This is a genomic window from Duganella sp. CF517, assembly GCF_900110275.1.
Classification (GTDB): domain Bacteria; phylum Pseudomonadota; class Gammaproteobacteria; order Burkholderiales; family Burkholderiaceae_D; genus Rugamonas.
In genome coordinates this window covers 148,248-172,052 of sequence record NZ_FODC01000001.1, presented here as the reverse complement: position 1 = coordinate 172,052, position 23,805 = coordinate 148,248, and the positions used below count along the sequence as shown (strand labels likewise).

At 67.4% G+C, this 23,805-nt stretch carries 22 protein-coding genes; 15 read left to right on the top strand and 7 right to left on the bottom strand.

Going from position 1 to position 23,805, the window contains the following annotated elements:
- Positions 1-37 precede the first annotated feature (37 nt).
- Positions 38-718 (top strand): type 1 glutamine amidotransferase domain-containing protein, encoded by a 681-nt coding sequence (locus tag BMX85_RS00685; RefSeq protein ID WP_090313674.1) that lies wholly within the window; start codon positions 38-40, stop codon positions 716-718.
- A 111-nt stretch (positions 719-829) separates the two neighbouring features.
- Here BMX85_RS00685 and BMX85_RS00680 read toward each other — a convergent pair whose 3' ends face one another.
- Both BMX85_RS00680 and BMX85_RS00675 read right to left on the bottom strand, forming a co-directional pair.
- A complete protein-coding gene (locus BMX85_RS00680) occupies positions 830-1,459 on the bottom strand; it encodes a pyridoxamine 5'-phosphate oxidase family protein (RefSeq protein ID WP_090313672.1) in 630 nt (209 codons plus the stop codon).
- 94 nt (positions 1,460-1,553) lie between these two features.
- Positions 1,554-2,705: an FAD-dependent oxidoreductase gene (locus BMX85_RS00675; RefSeq protein ID WP_090313669.1), complete on the bottom strand. Its 1,152-nt coding sequence runs from the start codon at positions 2,703-2,705 to the stop codon at positions 1,554-1,556.
- A gap of 310 nt (positions 2,706-3,015) precedes the next feature.
- Here BMX85_RS00675 and BMX85_RS00670 point away from each other — a divergent pair, with 310 nt between their 5' ends.
- The 4 genes from BMX85_RS00670 to BMX85_RS00655 are packed head-to-tail and all read left to right on the top strand — an operon-like array spanning position 3,016 to position 5,919.
- The gene (locus BMX85_RS00670; protein ID WP_090313667.1) at positions 3,016-4,242 is read left to right on the top strand and encodes a SpoIIE family protein phosphatase; all 1,227 of its coding nucleotides are present in this window, start codon (positions 3,016-3,018) and stop codon (positions 4,240-4,242) included.
- A gap of 11 nt (positions 4,243-4,253) precedes the next feature.
- A complete protein-coding gene (locus BMX85_RS00665) occupies positions 4,254-4,811 on the top strand; it encodes a SiaB family protein kinase (RefSeq protein ID WP_090313665.1) in 558 nt (185 codons plus the stop codon).
- 5 nt (positions 4,812-4,816) lie between these two features.
- On the top strand, positions 4,817-5,197 hold the full coding sequence (locus tag BMX85_RS00660; RefSeq protein WP_090313662.1) for a DUF1987 domain-containing protein: 381 nt from the start codon (positions 4,817-4,819) through the stop codon (positions 5,195-5,197).
- Entirely contained in the window at positions 5,194-5,919 is a 726-nt protein-coding gene (locus BMX85_RS00655) for a GGDEF domain-containing protein (protein ID WP_090313660.1), read from the top strand. The genes BMX85_RS00660 and BMX85_RS00655 overlap by 4 nt, the downstream gene beginning before the upstream one ends.
- A gap of 21 nt (positions 5,920-5,940) precedes the next feature.
- Here BMX85_RS00655 and corA read toward each other — a convergent pair whose 3' ends face one another.
- Positions 5,941-6,921, bottom strand: a complete 981-nt coding sequence (corA, locus tag BMX85_RS00650; RefSeq protein WP_090313658.1) for a magnesium/cobalt transporter CorA — start codon at positions 6,919-6,921, stop codon at positions 5,941-5,943.
- Positions 6,922-7,194: 273 nt separating this feature from the next.
- On the bottom strand, positions 7,195-9,318 hold the full coding sequence (locus BMX85_RS00645; RefSeq protein ID WP_090313656.1) for a TonB-dependent receptor plug domain-containing protein: 2,124 nt from the start codon (positions 9,316-9,318) through the stop codon (positions 7,195-7,197).
- A gap of 161 nt (positions 9,319-9,479) precedes the next feature.
- Here BMX85_RS00645 and BMX85_RS00640 point away from each other — a divergent pair, with 161 nt between their 5' ends.
- Both BMX85_RS00640 and BMX85_RS00635 read left to right on the top strand, forming a co-directional pair.
- Entirely contained in the window at positions 9,480-10,556 is a 1,077-nt protein-coding gene (locus BMX85_RS00640) for a sensor histidine kinase (protein WP_090313654.1), read from the top strand.
- A 1-nt stretch (position 10,557) separates the two neighbouring features.
- Positions 10,558-11,325, top strand: a complete 768-nt coding sequence (locus BMX85_RS00635; protein ID WP_090313652.1) for a LytR/AlgR family response regulator transcription factor — start codon at positions 10,558-10,560, stop codon at positions 11,323-11,325.
- On the opposite strand, the gene BMX85_RS00630 is transcribed toward BMX85_RS00635, so the two are convergent.
- The 3 genes from BMX85_RS00630 to BMX85_RS00620 all read right to left on the bottom strand — a co-directional run bounded on the left by BMX85_RS00630 (position 11,285) and on the right by BMX85_RS00620 (position 13,638).
- On the bottom strand, positions 11,285-12,127 hold the full coding sequence (locus tag BMX85_RS00630) for a PP2C family protein-serine/threonine phosphatase (RefSeq protein ID WP_177196611.1): 843 nt from the start codon (positions 12,125-12,127) through the stop codon (positions 11,285-11,287). The two genes, BMX85_RS00635 and BMX85_RS00630, sit on opposite strands and share 41 nt — an antisense overlap.
- Positions 12,128-12,286: 159 nt before the next feature.
- Positions 12,287-13,036, bottom strand: coding sequence for an anti-sigma factor (locus BMX85_RS00625; RefSeq protein WP_177196610.1), 750 nt, complete (start codon positions 13,034-13,036; stop codon positions 12,287-12,289).
- Complete coding sequence (locus BMX85_RS00620) at positions 13,036-13,638, bottom strand: sigma-70 family RNA polymerase sigma factor (protein WP_090315094.1); 603 nt, start codon at positions 13,636-13,638, stop codon at positions 13,036-13,038. Before BMX85_RS00620 ends, BMX85_RS00625 begins: the two co-directional genes overlap by 1 nt.
- 239 nt (positions 13,639-13,877) lie before the next feature.
- On the opposite strand from BMX85_RS00620, the gene tssA reads away from it, so the two are divergent.
- From tssA to tssH, 8 genes are all read left to right on the top strand, one after another.
- Positions 13,878-14,942, top strand: coding sequence for a type VI secretion system protein TssA (gene tssA, locus BMX85_RS00615; RefSeq protein ID WP_229210219.1), 1,065 nt, complete (start codon positions 13,878-13,880; stop codon positions 14,940-14,942).
- Between the two features lie 85 nt (positions 14,943-15,027).
- The gene (gene tssB / locus BMX85_RS00610) at positions 15,028-15,555 is read left to right on the top strand and encodes a type VI secretion system contractile sheath small subunit (RefSeq protein WP_090313644.1); all 528 of its coding nucleotides are present in this window, start codon (positions 15,028-15,030) and stop codon (positions 15,553-15,555) included.
- Positions 15,556-15,603: 48 nt separating this feature from the next.
- Positions 15,604-17,100 carry a type VI secretion system contractile sheath large subunit gene (gene tssC, locus BMX85_RS00605; RefSeq protein ID WP_218147291.1) on the top strand — a complete coding sequence of 499 codons (1,497 nt, stop codon included), beginning with the start codon at positions 15,604-15,606 and terminating at the stop codon, positions 17,098-17,100.
- Positions 17,101-17,167: 67 nt separating this feature from the next.
- Positions 17,168-17,647, top strand: a complete 480-nt coding sequence (locus BMX85_RS00600) for an Hcp family type VI secretion system effector (RefSeq protein ID WP_090313642.1) — start codon at positions 17,168-17,170, stop codon at positions 17,645-17,647.
- A 46-nt stretch (positions 17,648-17,693) separates the two neighbouring features.
- Entirely contained in the window at positions 17,694-18,212 is a 519-nt protein-coding gene (gene tssE / locus BMX85_RS00595) for a type VI secretion system baseplate subunit TssE (protein WP_090313640.1), read from the top strand.
- Positions 18,209-20,089, top strand: a complete 1,881-nt coding sequence (gene tssF, locus BMX85_RS00590; protein ID WP_090313638.1) for a type VI secretion system baseplate subunit TssF — start codon at positions 18,209-18,211, stop codon at positions 20,087-20,089. Before tssE ends, tssF begins: the two co-directional genes overlap by 4 nt.
- The gene (gene tssG / locus BMX85_RS00585; protein ID WP_218147290.1) at positions 20,074-21,129 is read left to right on the top strand and encodes a type VI secretion system baseplate subunit TssG; all 1,056 of its coding nucleotides are present in this window, start codon (positions 20,074-20,076) and stop codon (positions 21,127-21,129) included. Before tssF ends, tssG begins: the two co-directional genes overlap by 16 nt.
- Complete coding sequence (tssH, locus tag BMX85_RS00580; protein WP_090313633.1) at positions 21,122-23,770, top strand: type VI secretion system ATPase TssH; 2,649 nt, start codon at positions 21,122-21,124, stop codon at positions 23,768-23,770. Before tssG ends, tssH begins: the two co-directional genes overlap by 8 nt.
- Positions 23,771-23,805 lie beyond the last annotated feature (35 nt).

Genomic DNA, 23,805 nt, shown 5'->3' with positions numbered 1-23,805 from the left:
TACATTGACGCAAATTTTTACTTACCTGGAGAATGACATGAAAAAAGTACTGATGGTTCTGACTTCCCACGACACCCTGGGCAACACCGGCCGCAAGACCGGATTCTGGCTCGAAGAGCTGGCCGCGCCATACTACACGTTCAGGGATGCCGGCGTCGAAGTCGTGCTGGCCTCGCCCTTGGGCGGCCAGCCGCCGCTGGACCCGAAGAGCAACGAGCCATCGTTCCAGACCGAGCAGACGCACCGCTTCGAAGCCGACGCCGCCGCGACGGCCCAACTTGCCGCCACCGTGCGCCTCGACAGCGTCAACCAGGCCGATTTCGACACCGTCTTTTATCCAGGCGGCCACGGCCCGCTGTGGGACCTGGCGGAAGACCGCAACTCGATCGCGCTGATCGAATCGTTCCTGGCAGCCAACAAGCCCGTCGCGCTGGTCTGCCATGCGCCCGGCGTGCTGCGCCATGTCAAAACGCCGGCCGGCCGCCCGCTGGTCGAAGGCAAGCAAGTGACCGGCTTCACCAATACCGAGGAAGAGGGCGTTGGCCTGACCAACGTGGTGCCGTTCCTGGTCGAGGATGAGCTGGTCGCCAAGGGTGGCGTGTATTCGAAGGGCCCGGACTGGGGTTCGTACGTGGTCCGCGACGGTCTGCTGATCACCGGCCAGAATCCGGCCTCGTCGGCGGAGGCGGCGGCCCTGTTGCTCACGCAGATCGCCTAAGCGGCATTGCGGGCGCGCCGGCCAGCCGGCCGCGCGCCGGCAATGTGCGGCCACCACATCCATTCGAACGCCATGATCGCCCGCCAGGGTATGCGGCCTGGCGTGATGCACTCAATAAAGCGTGGTGCGCTGGCGGGCCGGCAGCTCGGCGTCGTACTTGCCGCCGTCGATGGCGTTGTCGCTGAGGGCGGCAAGGATGACGCCGGGACTCGGCAGCGCGGTGTCGCGCACGGCCGCCGCCGCATCCCACAGGCGCGAGCGCAACACCGCGCGGGCGCATTGAAAGAACACCGACTCCACCTTGATAACGAGCACGCACTTGGGCGGATTGCCGTCGACCGCGAACCGCTCCAGCAAGGCGGGCGCGACGACGATGCTCGCCCGGCCCTGAACGCGCAACGTTTCGCCGTGCCCGGGAATGAGGAACAGCAGCGCGACGCGCGGATCGACGACCAGGTTGCGCAGGCTGTCGATGCGGTTGTTGCCGCGCCGTTCGGGCAGCAGCAGCGTCGTATCGTCCTCCACGATGACGAAACCGGGGGCGTCGCCGCGCGGCGACGCATCAAGCCCGTCCGGGCCGCTGGTCGCCAGCACCGCGAACGGCGAGGCGGCGATCAATGCGCCGTAGTGGGGATGGATGGAACCGCTTTCCTTGGCGATCGATGGCGCCGCCGGCGGCGCGAACAAGGCCTCGAGGCCGGCGATGGTGGTGATGGCGTGATCTGGCGGGTGGTCTGGCATGGGTTGTCCGGTCAGTGGGGAGGCAGCAGTCCCCATGGTCTCACAACAGCGCAGCCGGCCGCAATTTTCGTCGATGCCGCGATCGGCGCGCGGTTCAAAGGAATAACGCCACGACGCTGCCGGGGGCCTCGGGCCCGAAAAAGCGTTGATGGTTGCGCGCCGTTTGCGCGGCCACCGCTGCGCTGCGCGGGAACAGCGCCAGTTCGTAGCGTGCGAGCGCGGCCTCCATATCGTCGGGATGGGCGCAGATCGCTTTGCCCAACTCGGCGCCGTCGTAGATCGCCAGGTTGGCGCCTTCGCCGGCGAAGGGCGACATCAGGTGGGCGGCATCGCCCAACAGCGTGACGCCGGCGACATGCGACCATCGGTGGGCGACGGGCAGGGCGTGGATCGGCCTGACAACCGGCGCGGTGTCGCCGTCGGTGATCAGCGCCCGCAGCGGCGCGGCCCAGTCCTTGAACTCTTCGGCGATGCGTGCCAGCCCTGCGCAGGGGTCACTAAAATCGATTGCGTCGATCCACGCCTCCGGCCTGTTCAGCGCGATATAGGCATGCAAGGTGCCGTTGGCGTAACGGTGCGCCAGAATGCCCTGGCCGGGCGCCACCGCCATCAGCGTTCCCCGGCCGATCGCCTCGGCGCTGGCCGCGTGCCGCGTATCGCCGTCCACCAGCCTGGTCTCGATGAATGTGGTGCCGGTGTACGCGGGCAGGGCCGCCGACAGCAGCGGGCGCACCCGCGACCACGCGCCGTCGGCCCCCACGACCAGGTCGCAGGTCGCCGCCGATCCATCGGCGAACAGCAGCGTCGTTGCCGCGCCACCCGGACGCGCGGTGCCGGCGAGTTTGCGGCCCCACCGAATGGTATCGGGCGGCAGCGACCCGATCAGCAGGCGGCGCAGCTCGCCCCGGTCCACCTCGGGCCTGGCCAGGCCGCCCGGCCCGGGTCTGTCGAGCAGGATGTTGCCGTGTTGGTCGACCACCCGCTTGGCGTCTTCGCCCGGCAGCACGATGCCAAGAAATTCCTTGTAAAGGCCGGCGTCCCTGAGCCCTTGCTGGCCGTTGTACTCGTGGATGTCGAGCAGGCCGCCCTGGGCGCGGGCGCCGGGGGAGGCCTCGGCTTCGTAGATGGTCGCGGCGATGCCGTTGCGGTGCAAAACCCGGGCGAGCGTCAAGCCACCCAGGCCGGCGCCGACGATGGCGATGCGGGCGTGCGAACGGGACTTCGATGTGGCGGGAGATGTGTTCATGGCGCGTTCCAATAAATACGGACAGTCCCGGGAGGGCCTGTTCGCAATACATTCCGACGGATGTCGGGGAAACGCTGGCCGGTCCGGCAGGATTGCCGGTCGGCGTGTGCGCGGCCGCCTGTCCAGCGGCGCTTGGCCACTCGATTCGGACGGCCGTTTTTCGCGGTCTTCGAATCGCGATTATGGCACAGCTCGAGGCGATGGCATAGCCGGGCGTGGCCGTGCCAAGAGTGCGGGCGGCTTGCCAATCCGGTCATAATGTTGTCACATTTAGTTGCTACTATGCATCTTTACTTGATTCGGATGAACTGTGGAATTCGACGCCTCCCGCCAGCATCTGCCGCGCTTCCGTCAATCGACGGCGGGTGACCTGTGCCGCGAGACGGCGGCGGTGGCCGCCGATGCCTGCAACGCAGAAGTGCAGCAACTGTTCACCGACCGCCGCGACCTGATGAGCCTGCCGGTGCTGGACGGCGCCCGCCCGATCGGACTGATCAGCCGCAACATCTTCATGTCGCAGATGTCCAAGCCGTTTTACCAGGAGTTGTACGGCAAGAAAAGCTGCATCGCCTTCATGGACAAGGAACCGCTGATCGTCGAGGCGTCGCTGAGCATCGAGGAGCTGACCTTCCGCGCCGTGGCCTCGGGCGAGAAGGCGCTGGCCGACGGCTTCATCATCACGCGCGAAGGCGAGCTGGCCGGCGTCGGCTTCGGCCTGCAGCTGATGAACGTGGTCGCCACCATGCAGGCCGAGCGCAACCGCCAGATCATGCACAGCATCGAATACGCCAGCGTCATCCAGCGCGCCGTGCTGCGGCCGTCGCGCGACGCGCTGGCCGGCATGGCCGACGCCCACCTCGAATGGCAGCCGCGCGACATCGTCGGCGGCGACTTTTACCTGGTCGAGCGCCACGCCGACGGTTGGTTCGCCGGCATCGGCGACTGCACCGGCCACGGCGTGCCGGGCGCCTTCATGACATTGATCGCCTCGCAGGTGCTCAACCAGGCGTTGCCGCGCGTGGGCGCGCGCGACCCCGGCCGCCTGCTGCGGGAAGTCAGCGTCGGCGTCAAGGCCTTGCTGGGCCAGACCCACACCGGCCAGCGGCGCGCGGTGGCCGAATCGGACGACGGCCTCGACGCCGCCTTCCTGTGGTTCGAGCCGGACAGCCGCCGGCTGCACTTCGCCGGCGCCCGCATCGCGCTGCACGTGCTGGCGCCGGGCGAGCCGCTGCGGGTGGTCGAGGGCGAACGGGCCGGCCTCGGCTACGTCGACACCGACCCGTGCCAGCAATGGCCGACCCACGTGCTGACGCTCGCCCCGGACAGCCTGCTGTTCGTCGCCAGCGACGGCCTGACCGACCAGATCGGCGGCGCCAAGGCGATCGCCTTCGGCAAGCGGCGCGTGCGCGACTTGCTCGCGGAGCACGCGGGCGAACCCGCGCCGCGCCTGGCCGCGCTGTTGCTGGAGGCGTTCGTGGCGTGGCAGGGCGGGCAGCCGCGCCGCGACGACCTGACTTTCTTTTGTTGCCGTCCATGAGGAGCACTGCCGTGTTGTACGAGGAGTTCGATGAGTTGTGGCAGGTGGCGCAAAAGCGCCACGTGATCTTTTTCTATGCCGGGTATTTTTCGCAGCCGGTGGTGGCGGCCGTGTCGGAGACGATCCGCGCGCGCCTCGACAGCGCCGGCGCGGCCGGGCCCACCAGCCGCCGCATCTTTTCCGCCTTTGTCGAGATGGCGCAGAACATCATGCACTATTCGTCCGAGGCGCTGACCCCGGCCGACCAGCGCGACCGCCAGATGCGGCGCGGCTCGTTTTGCATCGGCACCAGCGGCGACCAGTTTTTCCTGTTGTGCGCCAATCCGGTCATGCGCGAGCAGGCGCTGGCGATCCGGGCGCGGCTCGAACCGCTGCGCACCATGACGGTCGAGCAGCTCAAGGCTGCCTACAAGCAGGCGCTGCGCGCCGAGGCGCCGGCCGACAGCAAAGGCGCGGGACTGGGCTTTCTGACGATGGCGCGCGAGGCGAGCGAACCGCTCGAATTCGAGTTCGTGCAGGCCGCGAACGATCCCGACACGACCATTTTTTGTATCAAAGCCATCATTTGAGCGCCATGGACCCCTTATTTATCGCCGCCACGCCCACCTCGCCCGAAGTCGACTTCCGCTTCGCTGGGCACACCCTGTCGCTGAAAGGCGAGTCCTATCCGGAAAACGCGGCCGCCTTCTACGCCCCGGTGATCGAACGCCTGCGCCACTACCTGGCCGAGTGCGACGGCTGCTCCATCACCGTGCACGTCTCGCTGGCCTACTTCAACAGCTCGTCGACCAAGATGTTGTTCGCGCTGTTCGAGGCGCTCAACGACGCCGCGCTGGCCGGCAACGAGGTGCTGCTGAACTGGTACCGCGACCCGGAGGACGACACCATCCTCGAATTCGGCGAGGAACTGCGCGACGATTTCGCCGCGCTGCGCTTCCGCGATTGTCCGATATGATCAGCGCGCCCACGGCGGCGGCCGACCCCGCGCCCGACCTGTTCGGCGCTGAGCAGCGCGCGCTCGACGCGGCGCGGCGCGCCTGCCACAGCCCCGGCGGTCATCTGCCGGCGCTGGGCGAGCTGGCGGCGCATTACGAGCGGCTGCTGCGCGAGAGCCGCCGCCTGGTGCAGCGCAGCGACCGCGCCGAGCGGCACCTGACCCAGCTCAACGCCCGCCTGCAGGAGATGGCCAGCCAGCTCGAATACCGCGCCAGCCACGATCCGCTGACCGGCGCGCTCAATCGCGGCGCCGTGATCGAGCAGGCGCGCCGCTGCCTGGCGCAGCACGACATCGTGCTGATCGTGCTCGACATCGATTTTTTCAAGCAGGTCAACGACACCTACGGCCATCCGGCCGGCGATACGGTGATTCAAACGGTGGTGCGTTGCCTGAAGGGGCTGGCCGACGGCCAGGCGGTCATCGGCCGCGTCGGCGGCGAGGAGTTCTCGGTCGTGTGGCCGGGACTGACGCCGGTGCAGGGCCTGGCGCTGGGCGAGCGGCTGCGCCAGGCCATCGAGGCCACCGCCTGGCCGGCGCCGATCGAGCTGGCCGTGACGGCCAGCGTCGGCGTCAGCTGGAACGCGCGCGGCGGCACCTTCGAGCAGGCCTACAGCCGCGCCGACCAGGCGCTGTACCGCGCCAAGCGCCAGGGCCGCAATTGCGTGCGCATGGCCGATTGAAAAGGTGGAGGCCCGATGGCGTTACAGCCAGCCGACGCGCTTCAAGCGGCGGTAGAGCAGGAGGACGATAAGCGTGATCGCACCCATCGCCATCGGGTAGCCGGCTTTCCACTTCAGTTCCGGCATGAACTCGAAGTTCATGCCGTACAGGCTGAACACCATCGTCGGGACCGCCAAAATAGCGCCCCAGCCCGCCAGTCTTTTGACCACGTCGTTCTGGCGTATCGTGATTTGCGCCAGCGACACCTGCATGGCGGCGTTGATCATCTCCCGCATCCGGTCCGCCGCGTGCGTGACCCGGGCCACGTGGTCGAGGATGTCGCGGTAATACACGCGGTTTTCCTTCGGGATGATGTCGCTGTGAAACCTGAGCAATTGGGTGCAGATTTCAACCAGCGGCATGGCGGCCGATTGCAGCGTCAGCAGTTCATTTTTGAGGTTGTAGAAATCCTCCAGATTGTCCGACGTCGAGTCGGGCATGAACAGCTGCTCCTCGAGCCGCCGGAACCGCTCCTGCAATTTATCGATGCACGGCTGGTATTGGTCGACGATGAAATCGATGATCGAGTACAGCACGTAGCCGGGACCGAGCGCGAGCCGGTCGGGCATCGATTCGGTCCGTTCCCGCACCTTGGTGTAGCCGGACGACTCGCCGTGGCGCACCGTCACCACGAAGCGGGGAGCGATGAAGATATGGGTTTCCCCGTAGTGGATTTCGTCGCCGACCAACGTCGCCGTGCGCAACACGACAAACAGCGTTTCGCCGTATTCCTCCAGCTTCGGGCGCTGGTGCGCCGTTTGCGCGTCCTCGACGGCCAGTTCGTGCAGGCCGAACTCCGCCTGGACTTTCGCCATCAGTTCCATGTCCGGCTCGAACAATCCCACCCAGACGAACGTTTCCGCCTCCATCAGCACATCGCTGACCGCCTCCAGCGACGTGTCGCCCAGTTTGTGGCCGTCGCGGTAGGACGAGCAATTTATTACTGCGATTCCATCATTCATGTATTCGATCTGTTCGGTTGGACGGCCGGCCCGGCAACTTGCGCGGGCCGCGGCGCGATTTCCGAAGTGTACTATGTGGCAGCGGTATGAGGCTTTCGACTCGCGCTTGTCACGCGATGTTCAGGCGGTAACCTTGGCTTGCGATGGAGAACCGCTTCGCCTGCCTCCCTCGAGGCGGTCAGATACCCTACAATCGCGTCTTTCCCCTCTTTCCACGAAGTCCGCTTGAACCAAGGTGCCGAACCCGGAAGACAGAACAAGGCGCTCTCCGGCTTAGCGCTGCACCTCATACTGCAAGCGAAAAATCGGGCGCTGGTCGTCCAGGGAAAGGCGGGTGCTTGCATACCGGCCGTCGTCATAGCGCTGGCCGGCGTTGCGCGTCGATTGCAGCAGGTTGGCCACCGTCAGGCGCCAGCGGCCGCCGATGGCCGGCCAGGTCGCGTAGGTTTCCAGCTCCCGGACCACGCCGGTCTCCTGGAGCAGCGATTGCGCCGTGCGCGCCCGCCAGCCGCCGACAAAGCGGAAATTCGCGCCGGCGCCGCGCCCCTGCGGCATACGCAGGTCCATGCCCAGGTTGGCGGTCAGCGGCGCCTGGTTGCCAAGGCGGTTGTCGGGACCGGCCACCCCGTCGACGCGCGACCAGTTGCGGCTCAAGTTGGTCCGCAACTCGATCGTGGCGCCGCCGGCCGACGCCAGCTTGAACGGCACCCGCGCATCGAGCTCCACGCCGTGCACATTGGCGACGCCGCCGTTGGCCGGGCTGCTGACCCAAACGCGGTTCTCTTGCCAAAGCCTGAGCTGGACCACGTCCCGTATGCGCCGCACATAGGCCGACACACTGACCATCGCATCCCGCGCGAAATACGATTCCAGCGCGGCGTCCAGGCCCCAGGCCAGTTCCGGGCGCAGCGATGGATTGCCCTGGTAGTCCGGCTGCGTCGGTCCGTTGTCGTTGTTGATCGTGTAGCGGCGCGGCACCAGGTCGCGCGGCTGCGGCGCCTTGTAGGTGCGCGCCAGCGCAAGGCGCAGCTGGTCGCGCGCGCTGTCGGGTAGCTTCCACAGCAACTGGGCCACCGGACTCCAGACGCGCGACGCGGTGGCGGCGTCGCCCGGCCCCCATGTGCGCGTCTCCAGTCCTTCCCAGCGCAAGCCGAGATACGCTTGCAGGCGCGGCGTGACGCTCCACTCGTCCTGGGCGAACAGCGCCACTTGTTCGACGCTGGCGTTGTAGTCCTGGTCCAGGCTGTACGAGGGGGCGGCGTCCGGCTGCTGCGGCGTGGTGTCGCGCTGGTGGCGGCTCTCCGTGCGCCGCACCTGGGACGCGTCCCAGCCGATCCCGATGTCATGGCCGGCGGCCAGCGGTGTCAGGTACTTTCCGCTGCTGGCGGCGCGGCGCTGGTAGGCGCGCGACAGGACCGCGCGGTTCAGCCAGGGCGTGCCGGCCGCGTCGATGCCGTGGAAGAGGTAGTCGCCGTCGCGGTTGCTCGCCTCGACGCCAGCCTTGAGGGTGAGGCTGCCGGCGTCGAAGCGCCGGGTCCAGGCCAGGTCCGACTTCACCAGCCAGTTTTTGAACAGACTTCGCCAGTCCGAGTCGGGCGACGCCGTGGGCGCGCCTTGCAGCGTGGTCTCGGACTGGGTTCCGCGCGCATCGACGTGCGACACATCGACCAGCCCCTGCCAGGTCAACATGTTGCCGCCGTCGAGCTTGACGTCGGCGCGCGGCGCGGCGCTCAGTCGGCGCGTGCGGGTATATGCCTCATCCGCCAGGCGGCGCACGGCGGTGCCGTCGCCGTCGCTGGCCCGCTCGCCGGTGGCGATCCGGTCGCGCCGCCGCGTCTCGCTGGCGGTCGCGGTCAGCCCGTAGCCGACCGCGCCGCTGCGTGCTATCCATTGGGCGGTCGCGCTGGGGCTGGTGGCGCCGGCCTGCCGCTCGGCGCCGATTTTCGCGGTGCGCCGCGGCGCCCCCGCCGCCTTGCGCAACACGATGTTGAGCGACCCGGCCACCGATTGCGCGCTGGCGTCCACTTGCGCGCTGCGCTGGATCTCGACGCGCTCGATCAGTTCCGGCGACAAGGTGGCGATGTCGAAGTTGGCGGGCGCGGGCTGGCCGTCGATGAGGATCTGGGTGTAGCCGCCGCCGAGGCCGCGCATGCGTATCTCGCCGCCGACGACGCTGAGGCCGGGCTGCCGCTTCAGCGCGTCCGACAACGTCGTCTCGCCGTAGCGTTGCAGGTCGTCGCGGCCAATCACGATGCGCCCGACGGCGTCGTCGCGGCGCAGCTGGCTGCCGCCCGGAGCGCGCACCTCGACTTGCTGCACCGGGGGCGTGTCGTCGCTGGCCGCCGCGGCGAAACTCAAGACCAGCAGCGGGAGTGGTCGGAATAGGGAAAGACGCATGGTGGTATCGGTTGAAAGTTGGAGAGCGGCCAGCGTAGCCCAAGGCCGTGCGCCGCCCCAGCGGGGTGTGACGAACGCCCGTACCTGTGGGACGAACGGGCCCGGAGCGGGCCGGGGCGGCTGTTATACTTTGCCGATCAGATCAACAATATTTGCTGCCCATGTCCGCTCACTCGCGCGCCTTCCTGATTAACTTCGGTCTCTGGACACTGCTGTGTGCGGTGGCGGGAATCAGCACCTACGGCGATGCGGCGCATCATCTCGACGTCCGTAGTTACTGGATGATGACACTGGGTTGGTGGTGCGGCTACGCGGTGATGATGGTGCAGAGCTATGTGCTCTACCTGGTCTACCAGCGCCATCCCGACTGGCTGGCCACGCGCCGGCGCATCGTGCGCGGGTACCTGTCGTACCTGGCGCTGTGCTGGCCGGTCGCGATGCTGGGCCTGGCCTATCGGCGCTGCTTCAAGGTCGACCTGGTCCCGAACCTGGCCAACGCCTGGCATTACTGGCTGTCGATGGGTAAATTCGAATGGTTCGTCGTGTTCGTGCTGTTGACCCTGGCGTTCGGCATCGTCGTCGCGGGCCTGCTGTGGCAGCAGCGGCAACAGCAGACACGCGAACTGGCCGACATGCGGTTGGCGCTGGAGCGGCAACGGCTGGCCGCGCTGCGCGGGCAGCTGGAGCCGCACTTCGTCTTCAACACGCTCAGTGCGATCGGCGCCATGGTGCGCACCGACGACAAGTCCCTCGCGCTGGAAGGACTGTCGCGCTTCGGCGACTTGCTGCAATACGCCCTGTCAAGCAGTGAGCGCGACTGGGTCAGCCTGAAACAGGAACTCCAATTCGTGCGTGACTACCTGGAGCTGCAACATCTGCGTTTCGGTCCGCGCTTGCAAGTGCGCATCGAGGGCGAGCATCTGCTGGACGAGGACGTGGAGTGTCCGCCGATGCTGCTGCAACCATTGGTCGAAAACGCGCTGCGGCATGACCTGGAATGTCACGCGGACAGCAGCGACATCCGCGTGACGTTCGCGCGCGAGGACGGGTTCCTGCTGGTCCGGGTGAGTAACCCGGTGTTCCCGCAGGCGGCGCCGGCGGCCGGGCTGGGGATCGGCCTGCGCGGGATCCGGGCCCGCCTGGCGCTCGCCTACGGCAGCCTGGCGTCGCTGGATGTGGCGCGGACCGACGGCCGGTTTGTGGCCGCACTGCGGCTTCCCTGGCAAGTGATGGACTGAGATGGCTTTTACGGTATTGATCGTCGACGACGAGGCGCATGCGCGCATCAATTTGAGGCTGGCGCTGGCGCCGCTCGGCGATTGGGCGGTGGCGGCCGAATGTCCCAGCGCGGCCAGCGCGCGCGGCTTCCTGCAAACCAACCCGGTGGACTTGGTGCTGCTCGACGTTCAGATGCCGCAGGAGTCCGGGCTGGAGATGGCCCGTTTCCTGAGCCGGCTCGAGCAACCGCCGCTCATTGTGTTCGCCACCGCGCACCGGGGCCATGCGCTCGAAGCGTTCGACGCCCACGCGCTGGACTACATCGTCAAGCCGGTCGACGAGCGGCGCCTGCACCAGGCGATGGCGCGCGCCCAGGTGTTGCTGGAGCAGCGCGCGTTGTACACCCGCGCGCTGCGCCAGTTCACCGATCCGGCGCCCGGGTTCTGGCGCGAACTGATCGTCCGGTCGGTCGGCCGGATGGACAAGGTCGCGTTGAACGATGTGCTGTGGATCGAGACCGCCGGCAATTACGTCGAGTTGCACCTGGCGCAGCGCACGCTGTTGCACCGGACCACGCTGACGGAACTGGTGCAATACCTGGACCCGGACGAATTCCTGCGCGTCCACCGCCGCATACTGGTCCGGCGCGACGCGGTGCTGGGACTGCGCCAGATGCCGGAGGACGGCTACGTCGTCGCGCTGCGCGGCGGCCGGTCGCTGCCGGTCAGCGAGCGCTACTGGGCGGCCGTCAAAGCCGCGCTGGAGGGATGCGCGCCAGCAGTGCGGTGATGTTGTCGCGGCTGCCGTGCCGCTTGGCCAGCGCGATCAACGATTCGCATGCCCGTGCCAGCGGCACGTCGCGCTGTGCGAGCGTCTCCGCCAGCTCCGCGTGCGGTACCCAGCCGTGCAAGCCGTCGCTGCACAGTAACAACAGGTCGCCGTCCCGGCAGTCGAACAGCGCGAGGTCCGGCGTGACGGCCGGGGCCGGCCCCACCGCCTGCAACAGCAGGTTCGGCGGCGGCAGCGCGCCCGGCGCACCGGATTCCAGCGCGAGCTGATAGGCCGTCTGGTCGCGCGTCAACAACTCGAGCGTGTGGTCGCGATAGCGATAGAGCCGGCTGTCGCCGACGTGGAAGGCGACCAGGGACAGCGTTTCCGGCAGCAGCAGGAAGCCGGTCAGCGTGCTGCCCATGCCGGCGCCATCCGCGTGGCCCCGGGCCTGGTTCGCCGCGTACAGCGTCGCATTGGCGCGCTCGACCGCCTGCATCACCACGGCCGTGTGGCGCCAGCGCTGGTTGACGGTGGTGGCGTCGGGGTCCGGTCCCGGGCCGTCCTGCGTGGCGTCGCGCGGCGACAGGGCGCCCGACAGGCAGGCTTGCAGCGCGGCCAGCGCGCCGGCGCTGGCGATTTCGCCGGACAGGTGGCCGCCCATGCCATCGGCGACCGCCGCCAGCCCAAGCGCCGCATCGATCAGGAAGCTGTCTTCGTTGTGGCGGCGGACGTCGCCGATGTCGCTCAGTGCGTGGAATTCCGTCGCTGCGGGCGGGGAGCGGCCAGCGGTGGCCTCCGCTGCGTCCTGGTGGGTAATCAATCTTGCTCCTTGCGTCGGTTGGCGCCGTCGAACGGACGGCATAACGCTAGTTACGCCGCAAGCGGCCATCTGGATGCAGGCCCGCAGAAAAAGAAAGGCAGGCCGATGGCTGGCGCGCGGGCGGCGTCGCCGCGGCCAGCCGGTGGGAAGGCGCGCGGCCTACCAGAACTTGACGCAGTGCCCCAGCAGCACGAACGGCGTGCCGGGCTGCTTGGCGGCCGGGTCGGTCTCGAAGGTCACGCCCAGCCTGGATACCTTGGCGAAAATGTCTTCGGCGGGCGCGTCGAGGTCGACGATGACAGCGCCGCTGGCCGGCACATTGGCGATGGCGACCGGCGCGCCATCGTTGGGCAGGGCCCACAGGCGGGCGACGCTGCCGGCCGGTATGGCGAGCGGCTTCAGCAGTTTTATCTTGATGGTCTTGCCGCGCCGGTGCGAGCCGGCGCTCAGCACGGCTTCGCCCTGGTCGTTGGCGAGGATGCCGAAATAGCTGGCCGGCAGCGCCGCGTCCATATGGTGCATGCCGAGCACATGGGCGTTCTGCGACACCAGGCCGGCGGTCAGCACCACGCCCAGGGCGAAGGCCACCGCCGCGCGGCCCCAGCCATCAAGTGCGGCGCCCAGCCGCGACCATATGCCGCGCGGGGACGTGGCGGCCGGCGCTGCGGCCTTGGCCGCGCCCGGCTCGGTCTTGGCGGCGATCAGGTCCCAGACCTGGGAAGGCGGCTGGATCGGCGGCACCGTTGCGTACAATGGCGCCAGCTGATTGTTCCACTCGGCGACCGCGCGCTGCGCCTGGGGCGATTCCGCCAGCAGCCGTGCGAAGCGCGGACGCGCGCGCGCCGCCATGGTGCCCAGCACATAGGCGCCAGCCAGTTTCTTTAACAGTTCCGGTTGTTCGTAATTCATCACTTGCCTTGTGGCGCCAACGACGCCTGTTCCAAACATTTCTTCAACCGATCCAGCCCGCGCCGTATCCATGCCTTCGCGGTGCCCAACGGAACCTGCAACTGCTCGGCCAACTCCGAATGCGACAGACCATTGTAATAGGCCAGCGCCAGCGATTGCCGCTGCGGCGCATCCAGCTGCGATAGACAGCGGGTCACTTCGATCTTCTCCGTGGCGGCGGCAAACAGGTCGTGCGGGTCCGCATGCTCCATCACCTCTTCCTGATACTGGTCGGGACTATTGTCTTCGAAGGAAGAGGTATTGTCGGATTCTAACTTGCCCTTGCGCAAGCGGTCCAGCGACTTGTTGCGCACGATGGTGATCAGCCACGTCATCGGCGTCGACAGCGTGGCCGCGTAGCTTCCCGCCTGCTGCCAGACATTGATGAACGCGTCCTGCAAGATTTCGTCGGCCAGTTCACGCTGGCGCACGAAGCGCATGGCGACGCCGTACAAGTGGGCACTGGTCAAATCGTACAGCTGCTTGAAGGCGGCGTGGTCCTGCAGCGATACGCGCTGGAGCAGGTCGACCAGCCGTTGATTTTCCGGTGTATGGGTAAGCATAGTTGTGTGTTCAGGCAGGTGGGTGGTGTCATGAAGTGCTGGCCGCGGCACCGGATCGCGGTGGCCGGGCGAGCCCGATTATATGCCGGTCGCTCGAAACAAACTGTTACTTATGGTAACTGCGGCCGTCACTCCGCGCGTCCGCGCACGCGAAAAAAATACTTAAATATTTTTTCAATCCGCCGCGTCCAGTTCGCGCCGCCGCGCGTAAGTCCTCATGCAAAGGAACTGGAACCACCATGATTGATGACACTGATATGACAGCGATCGACCTCGCGGCGCTGTGCGCGCCATTGGACGCCGCCGCGCCGTGCGGCGACAACCTTGAATACGATCCGCTGTTCCTGGCGCTGGACGACGCCGCGCGCGGCAAGCCGGAAGTCCAATACGGCAGCACGATCACGCCGGCCACGCCGCCCGACTGGCAGGCGATGCGCTCTCTGGCGTTGCAGTTGATGGAGCGCAGCCGCGACCTGCGGCTGGCGGTGGCGTTGACACGCGCCCAGCTCGGGCTCGGCGGCATGCCCGGACTGGCCGCCGGCCTGGCGCTGCTGACGGCGTTGCTGGAGCAGTACTGGCAAGAGGTGCATCCACAACTTGATCCGGACGACGACAACGATCCGATGTTGCGCGTCAACGTGCTGGCGGCCTTGTGCCAGCAGGATGAATTGCTGCGCGAACTGCGCGAGGCGCCGCTGGTGCGGGTGCGCGGCCTCGGCAGCTTCAGTTTGCGCGATATCGAACTGGCCGCCAGCGACGCGGCGCCGTTGCCGGGACAGCAGAAGGTCTCGATGGCCGTCATCGACGCGGCGTTCGCCGAAGCGGAGCAGGCCGCGCTGGCTGCCACCTTCGATTCGCTGCAGGCGGCGGCGGCGAGCACGCGGGCGATCGAGCAATGCTTGACGGCGAAGGTGGGGGCCGCCCGCGCGCTCGACCTGGCGCCGCTGTCGACGCTGCTGCGCCGCGCGGGCGCCGCGTTGCAACCGCATCTGCGCGACGCCGGCGCGGACCCGCAACGGCCGGACGACGACGCGCCCTCGACGCCCGGCGCGCCGGCGGCCGGGCAGGGCGGCGCGGCGCCGCGCGCCGACCAGATCACCAGCCGCGCGGACGTCGCCCGCACGCTGGAAAAACTGTGCGCCTACTACGCGGCGCACGAACCGTCCAGTCCGGTGCCGCTGCTATTGCGGCGTGCGTGCAAGCTGGTCGACATGGGTTTCGCCGACCTGATGCGCGAGTTGGCGCCGGAAGGGCTGGCGCAGCTGGCGCAAGTCAGCGGTATTGGCCATGGCAACGAGGAATAAACCAATTGTTTCAAACCGCTCCAGCGGACCCGGCGGCAGTCGCCGTGCCGCCGGAACTATCTACACACATCAACGGAGGTTAGTCGTGGCACAAGAAAGCAGTCAAAAATTTATCGCCCGCAATCGCGCACCGCGCGTGCAGATCGAGTACGACGTCGAAGTCTACGGCGCCGAGAAAACCGTGCAGCTGCCGTTCGTCATGGGCGTTTTCTCGGACCTGTCCGGCAAGCCGGCCGAGCCGTTGCCGCCGGTGGCCGAACGCAAGTTCCTCGAGATCGACGTCGACAATTTCGACGAGCGGCTGAAGTCGATGAAGCCGCGCGTGGCGCTCGACGTGCCCAACACGCTGACCGACCAGGGCAAGCTGGCCGTCGACATCACCTTCGAGAGCATGGAAGATTTCACGCCCGGCGCCATCGCGCGCAAGGTCGAACCGCTGCGCAAGCTGCTCGAGGCGCGCAGCCAGCTGTCGAACTTGCTGACCTATATGGACGGCAAAACCGGCGCCGAGGAATTGATCGCCCGCTTGCTGCAGGACCCGGCGTTGATGCAGGCGCTCGGTTCGGCGCCGAAGCCGGCCGACACCGGCGCCGCCAGCGCCGCCGCCGACTAAGCCGACCAGGGCACAACGACTACCACCATCACCCACAAGGATACAAACATGTCCACAGCCACCATCGAATCGGCCGCGCTATCGGCCGAGGCCGCAACAGTCGACCACGGCGATTTCGCCGCGTTGCTGCGCCAGCAATTCAAACCCAAGACCGACAAGGCGCGCGACGCCGTCGAAGACGCCGTGCGCACCCTCGCCGAGCAGGCGCTGCAAGGGGCAGCCCTGATCTCCGGCGACGTGCTGGGCACGGTCGAAGGCCTGATCGCCGAGCTCGACAGAAAACTGTCGGCGCAGATCAACCACATCCTGCACCACGAGCAGTTCCAGGCGGTCGAAAGCGCCTGGCGCGGCCTGCACTACCTGGTCACCAACACCGAATCGGACGAGTCGCTGAAGATCCGCGTGATGAACATCTCGAAGAGCGAAGTGCACCGCACCTTGCGCAAGTTCAAGGGCGTCGCGTGGGACCAGAGCCCGATCTTCAAGAAACTGTACGAAGAGGAATACGGCCAATTCGGCGGCGAGCCTTACGGCGCCTTCGTGGCCGACTACTACTTCAACAACAGCGCGCCCGATGTCGAGCTGTTGACCCAGATGGCCCAAGTCAGTGCCGCCGCCCACGCGCCGCTGATCGCGGCCGCCGATCCCAGCGTGATGCTGATGGAGTCATGGCAGGAGCTCGCCAATCCGCGCGACCTGACCAAGATTTTCCAAACGCCCGAGCACGCGGCGTGGCGCTCGTTCCGCAATTCCGAGGACGCGCGCTATGTGGGCCTGGCGATGCCGCGCTTCCTGGGCCGCGCGCCGTACGGCGCCAAGAGCAACCCGGTCGAGGAGTTCGACTTCGAAGAGACCACCGATACGCCCGGGAGCAAGGACTTCACGTGGTCCAACGCCGCCTACGCGATGGCGGTCAACATCAACCGCTCGTTCAAGAACTACGGCTGGTGCTCGCAGATCCGCGGCATCGAGTCCGGCGGCGCGGTCGAGGGCTTGCCGGTGCATACCTTCCCGACCGACGACGGCGGCGTCGATATGACGTGCCCGACCGAGATCGCCATCAGCGACCGCCGCGAGGCCGAGCTGGCCAAGAACGGCTTCATGCCGCTGGTGCACAAGAAAAACAGCGACTTCGCCGCCTTCATCGGCGCGCAGTCGATGCACAAGCCGGCCGAGTACGACGATCCGGACGCCACCGCCAACGCCAACCTGGGCGCGCGCCTGCCGTACCTGTTCGCCACCTGCCGCTTCGCGCACTACCTGAAGTGCATCGTGCGCGACAAGATCGGCTCGTTCAAGGAGCGCAGCGACATGCAGGTGTGGCTCAACAACTGGATTGGCCGCTACGTCGAGCACAACCCGGCCACCGCCACCGAGGCGGACAAGGCGCGCAAGCCGCTGGCCGGCGCCGAGGTCATCGTCGAAGAGGTCGAGGGCAATCCGGGCTACTACAGTTCCAAGTTCTTCCTGCGTCCGCACTACCAGCTCGAAGGGCTGACGGTGTCGTTGCGACTGGTATCGAAACTGCCGTCGGCCAAGGCATAAGCCACGGCGCCACAGCGGGCGGCGCCGCCGCCCGTCTTCTCTATTTTTTATATTGTAAAGGTCCATCATGATCCTGCTGAAATTCACCACCCAAATCAAAGGCACGTCCACCGTCACCGGCCACAAGGACTGGATCACCATCGACTCGCTGCAAATGGGCGTCGGCCGCGCGATCTCGGTCAGCGGCGGCGGCAGCGACCGCGACACCAGCAATCCGTCGTTCTCCGAGCTGTCGCTGTCGAAGGCCACCGACATCGCCTCCGCCGACCTGTTCATGCAGGCGGTGTGCGGCAAGAGCCTGGGCAAGGCCGAGATCCATTTCATCCAGACCGGCGGCGCCGACAAAAAAGAGCAGGTGTTCCTGACCATCGAGCTGGAAGAGCCGATCATCAGCTCCTACTCGGCCAGCAGCGGCGGCGAGCGTCCGAGCGAAACGTTCTCGATCAACTTCACCAGGATCAGCTACAAGTACGACTCGTTCACCGGCGACAAAGTGGTGACCGGCACGGCCAAGAAGTGGGATCTGGAAACCAACGCCACCTATTAAGCGACCATGAGCCACCGCCACCACGCCCCCGGGAAGGAGCGCCATCATGGCTGAGCTGCTCAGCAAGGAGCGCTTGCAGCCATCGTTGCTGGACCGCCTGAGCGACGACGACAGCGCGGCGACGCTGGAGTCGCGCGACCAGCGCGTGCTGTCGATGCGCGGCCTGCGCAAGGCCGTGCTGCGCGACCTCGGCTGGTTGCTCAACACCACCGGCCTTGGCGCGGTGCGCTCGCTGGACGCGCACCCGCTGGCGGCGGGCTCGGCGCTCAATTTCGGGCTGCCCGACCTGGCCGGCAAGACCGCGTCCGGACTCGACCGGCTGGAGCTGGCGCGCCGCATCCGCCAGGCGATCTGGGATTTCGAACCGCGCATCCTGCGCGACAGCGTGCAGGTGGTGGCGTTGGCGCCGGGCCGGCAAGGCATGGCGCCGAACCAGGTGGCGTTCGAGATCCGTGGCGAGCTGTGGGGCCAGCCGCTGCCCGAGCGGCTGTATCTGAAAACCGAACTGGATCTGGAGATCGGTGAAATCCGCCTGATCGACCTGGATGCCGGAGCATCGCAATGAACCCGAAACTGTTGCGCTATTACGAGAGCGAATTGCAGCACCTGCGGGAAATGGGCGGCGAGTTCGCGCGCGACTTTCCCAAGATCGCCGGCCGCCTGGGCCTGGAAACCCAGGCCTGCGCCGATCCGTATGTCGAGCGGCTGCTCGAAGGCTTCAGCTTCCTGGCGGCGCGGGTGCGACTCAAGGTCGATGCCGAGTTTCCGCGTTTTACCAATCACTTGCTGGAGCTGGTCTATCCGCAGTATCTGGCGCCGACGCCGGCCATGGCGATCGTGCAGCTGCAGCCCGACATGGGCGAGGGCAGCCTGGCGCAAGGTTTCAAGGTGGCGCGCGGCAGCGCCTTGCACAGCATGCTGGGCAAGGGCGACCAGACCGCGTGCGAGTTCCGCACCGCCCATGACGTGACGTTGTGGCCGGTCGAACTGGCCGAGGCGCGCTACTTCGCCTGCGGCAACCAGCTCAACGGCATCGAGCTGGGCCGGCTGGGCGGCGTCAAGGCGGCGCTGCGGCTGCGCCTGCGCGTGGGCGCCGGTCTGTCGTTTGGCGAGCTTGCGCTGGACAATCTCCCTATCCATCTGCGCGGCAGCGACGTCGTGCCGGCCCGTTTGCTGGAACAGTTGCTGGCGCAGGCGGCCGGTTTGCTGGTCATGCCGGCGCCCGCCGGGCAGTCGGCGCCCGCGTGGCACGAGTTCATCTCCCTCAAGCGGCTGCGCGCGCTCGGCACCAGCGACGGCGAGGCGCTGCTGCCGGCCGGGCCGCGCTCGTTCCAGGGCTACCGCCTGTTGCAGGAATATTTCGCGCTGCCGCAACGCTTCATGTTTGTCGATATCGGCGGCATCGGACCGGCGGTGCGCCGTTGCGCCGGCGCCGAACTCGATATCGTGGTGCTGTTCAAGCACCTCGAGTCGTCGCTGGAAGCGCAGATCGGCGCCGCCAACATCGGCCTGTATTGCACGCCGGCGATCAACCTGTTTCCCAAGCGCGGCGACCGGGTGCATCTGTCGGACCAGCAGTCCGACTACCACGTGGTGCCGGACCGCACGCGGCCGATGGATTACGAGATCTACCAGATCCTCGGGGTGACCGGCTACGGCAGCGGGGCGGAGGCGGTGCAAACCTTCGAGTCGTTCTACCGCGCCAACGACCTGCGCGCCGGAGACCCCGGCGCCTATTACCAGGTGCGGCGCGACACCCGCCTGCTGTCGGAGCGTCAGCGGCGGCAGGGGCCGCGTTCGAGCTACGTCGGCAGCGAGATCTTCCTGTCGCTGGTGGACGCGGCCGAGGCGCCGCACCGCAGCGGCTTGCGCCAATTGGGTGTCGACACGCTGTGCACCAACCGCGACCTGGTGCTGAGCATGCCGCTTGGCAGCGGCAAGACCGATTTCACGATCGGCGCCGGCGCGCCGGTCGGCGCGGTGCGCTGCGTGGCCGGGCCGACCATGCCGGCGCCGTCGCACGCCGAGGGCGAGACGGCGTGGCGACTGGTCAGCCACCTGTCGCTGAACTACCTGTCGCTGATGGACCAGGACCCCAAGTCCGGCGCTGCGGCCTTGCGCGACCTGCTGCGGCTGTATTGCGGCAGCGCCGATTCGGCCGCCCACAAGCAGGTCGACGGCGTGCGCTCGGTGCGGGCGGAAAGCATCGTGCGGCGCCTGCCTTTGCCCGGTCCGATCACCTATGGACGCGGCCTGCAGGTCGTCGTCACCTTGGACGAAGAGGCGTTCGCCGGCAGCGGCGTGTTCGTGCTGGGCATGGTCCTGGAACAATTTTTCGCCAAGTACGTCGGCTTGAACAGCTTTACGGAGACGGTGGTCAGGACCGGCCGCGGCGCCGTGATGGCGTGGCCGGCGAGGGTGGGACGATGCGAGATCCTGTAGAACTGCTCGATCGGCTCGAGGGCGCGCCGGCGGCCTTCGATTTCTACGCCGCGTTGCGCCAGCTTGAGTGCGCGTATCCGGAATTGCCGCGCATCGGCCAGGCCAGGCGGCCGCGCGACGAGGCGGTGCGCTTCGGCCAGCAGCCGTCGCTCGGATTCGAGCCGGCGATGCTGGCCGGCTTGCGGCGCGGGGAAGGCGCCGCCGGCGGGGATGGGCCGCCCGCGCCGCGGCTGCTGGTCAACTTCTTCGGCTTGCTGGGCGCCAACGGCCCGATGCCGGTGCACCTGACCGAGTACATCCGCGATCGCCTGCGCAACGTCAACGATCCGACCCTGGCGCGCTTTCTGGACATGTTCCATCACCGCATGACCAGCCTGTGCTACCGGGCCTGGTCGAGCGCCCAGCCGGCGGTCAGCCTGGACCGGCCCGGCGAGGACCGCTTCGCCGGCTATGTCGGCGCGCTGGTCGGCATCGGCATGGCGTCGCTGCGCGCGCGCGACACGGTGCCCGATTTCGCCAAGCTGCATTACGCCGGCCGGCTGGCGCCGCAGGGCGGCAGCGCCGCCGGCCTGGAAGCCATCCTGGGCGATTTCTTCCGGGCCCCGGTGCAGGTCCAGCAATTCGTCGGCCACTGGATGCGGCTGCCCGACGATGGCGTGTTTCGCTTGCGCAGCGGCGCGCTGGCCGGCGCGCTGGGCGAAACCACGGTGCTGGGCAAACAGGTGTGGAACGCGCAGCACAAATTCAGGCTGGAGATCGGCCCGCTGGACATGGCGCAGGCGCGCGAGTTGCTGCCCGACGGCGCCGGCATGCGCCGGCTGGCCGACTGGGTGCGCCTATACGTTGGCCTGACGCAGGAATGGGACGTGCGCCTGATCGTCGAAAAACAATCGCTGCCCCGTCTGCAACTGGGCGGCACGGCGCGACTGGGATGGACCAGTTGGCTCAGCAGCAAACCACCGGAGCACGACGACCGCCAGCTACGCCTGACGCCGCCGCGCCACCGCCCCAACTTATCAGAAGGAGCAGTCCATGGCTGAAATCAGTCGCGTCGCCTTGTTTGGAAAATTGAACAGCCTGTGCTACCGGGCCATCGAAAGCAGCACCGTGTTTTGCAAACTGCGCGGCAACCCGTACGTCGAGCTGGTGCACTGGTTGCACCAGATCCTGCAGGGGCAGGACAGCGACCTGCAGCGCATATTGCGCCACTACGACATCGACGCCGCCGTGCTGGCGCGCGACCTGACGGCGGCGCTGGACCGCCTGCCGCGCGGCGCCACGGCCGTCACCGACCTGTCGCCGCAGCTGGAGGAAGGCGTCGAACGCGCGTGGGTCTACGCCACGTTGATGTTCGGCGAATCGCAGGTGCGCTCGGGCCATCTGGTGATCGGCCTGCTCAAGACCACCGGCTTGCGCAACGCGCTGTACGGCCTGTCGAAGGAATTCTCCCGGATCAAGCTGGACGACCTCGGCGAGCGTTTCGCGCAGTTTTTGAAGGAGTCGCCGGAGGCCGGCATGCGCGCCAGCGACGGCTTCCAGGGCGGACAGCCCGGCGAACCCGGCGAATCCTCGGGCGCCATCGCCCCGGCCGCGCTGGGCAAGCAGGAAGCGCTGAAGCAGTTCACCAGCGACCTGACAGCGCAGGCGCGCGAAGGCAAGATGGACCCGATCGTCGGCCGCGACGAGGAGATCCGCCAGGTGATCGATATCCTGATGCGGCGCCGCCAGAACAATCCGCTGCTGGTCGGCGAGGCCGGCGTCGGCAAGACCGCCGTGGTCGAGGGACTGGCCCAGCGCATCGCGCGCGGCGATGTGCCGCCGTCGTTGCAAGCGGTGCGGCTGCTGGTGCTCGACGTCGGCCTGCTGCAGGCCGGCGCCAGCATGAAGGGCGAGTTCGAACAGCGCCTGCGTTCGGTCATTGATGAAGTCCAGGCCAGCGAATCGCCGATCATCCTGTTCGTCGACGAGACGCATACGCTGGTCGGCGCCGGCGGCGCGGCCGGCACCGGCGACGCCGCCAACCTGCTCAAGCCGGCGCTGGCGCGCGGCACCTTGCGCACGGTGGGCGCGACCACGTTCGCCGAATACAAAAAGCACATCGAGAAAGACCCGGCGCTGACGCGCCGCTTCCAGACGGTGCAAGTCGACCAGCCGGACGAGGCGCGCGCGCTGCTGATGATGCGCGGCATCGCCTCGACCATGGAAAGCCATCACCAGGTGCAAATCCTCGACGAGGCGCTGGAAGCGGCGGTGCGGCTGTCTCACCGGTATATTGCGGCGCGCCAGCTGCCGGACAAGTCGGTCAGCCTGCTCGACACCGCCTGCGCGCGGGTGGCGATCAGCCTGCACGCCACGCCTGCCGAGGTGGACGACAGCCGTCGCCGCATCGAGGCGCTGGAGACGGAACTGGCCATCATCGGCCGCGAGAGCAGGCTCGGCGTCGACACGGCCGAGCGCAGAAGCGCGACCGAGCGGCGCCTGGTCGACGAACGCCTGCGCCTCGGCGAAAAGGAACAACGCTGGGCGGCCGAGAAGGAACTGGTCGACCGCATCCTGGCGCTGCGCGCCCGCCTGCGCGAGGCCGACAGCGCCGACGATACCGCGCTGGCCCAGCTGCGGACACTGCAGGCGGAGCTGGCCGAACGGCAGGGCGAAACCCCGCTGATGCTGCCGACCGTCGACCGGCAGGCGGTGGCGGCCGTGGTGCAGGACTGGACCGGCATTCCGGTCGGCCGCATGGTCAAGAATGAAATCGACAACGTGCTCAAGCTGGCCGACACGCTGTCGAAGCGCATCATCGGCCAGCGCCACGCGCTGGAGATGATCGCGCGCCGCATCCAGACCGCGCGCGCCGGTCTCGACAATCCCGGCAAGCCGGTGGGCGTGTTCCTGCTGGCCGGCACGTCCGGCGTCGGCAAGACCGAGACCGCGCTGGCCTTGGCCGAGTCCTTGTACGGCGGCGAGCAAAACATCATCACCATCAACATGAGCGAATACCAGGAGGCGCACACGGTCTCCACGCTCAAGGGCGCGCCGCCCGGCTATGTCGGCTACGGCGAGGGCGGCGTGTTGACCGAGGCGGTGCGCCGCAGGCCGTATTCGGTGGTGCTGCTCGACGAGGTCGAAAAGGCCCATCCGGACGTGCACGAATTGTTTTTCCAAGTCTTCGACAAGGGCTGGATGGAGGACGGCGAGGGCCGCGTGATCGACTTCAAGAACACGCTGATCCTGCTGACCACCAACGCCGGCACCGACTTGATCACGCGCCTGTGCGCCGACCGCGGCGCCATGCCGGCGCCGGACGACATCGCCGCCGCGTTGCGCGCGCCGCTGCTGCAGGTGTTCCCGCCGGCGCTGCTGGGCCGGGTGGTGACGATTCCTTACTACCCGCTCAGCGACGAGATGCTGCACGCCATCATCCGCCTGCAGCTGGGCCGCATCGAACGGCGCATCGCCGACGGCCACAAGATCCCGTTCACCTACAGCGAAGCGGTGGTGGCGCTGATCGCCAGCCGCTGCACCGAGCTCGAGAGCGGCGGCCGCATGATCGACGCCATCCTGACCAACACGCTGCTGCCGGCCATCAGCGCCGAGTTCCTCATACGTATGCTGGAAGGGCGGGCGGCGCGGGCGGTGGACGTGGACGTGCACGAAGGCGAATTGAGCTACAAGTTTGACTAAGCGTATCAACATCACATTTTAGAATTGGAGAATTG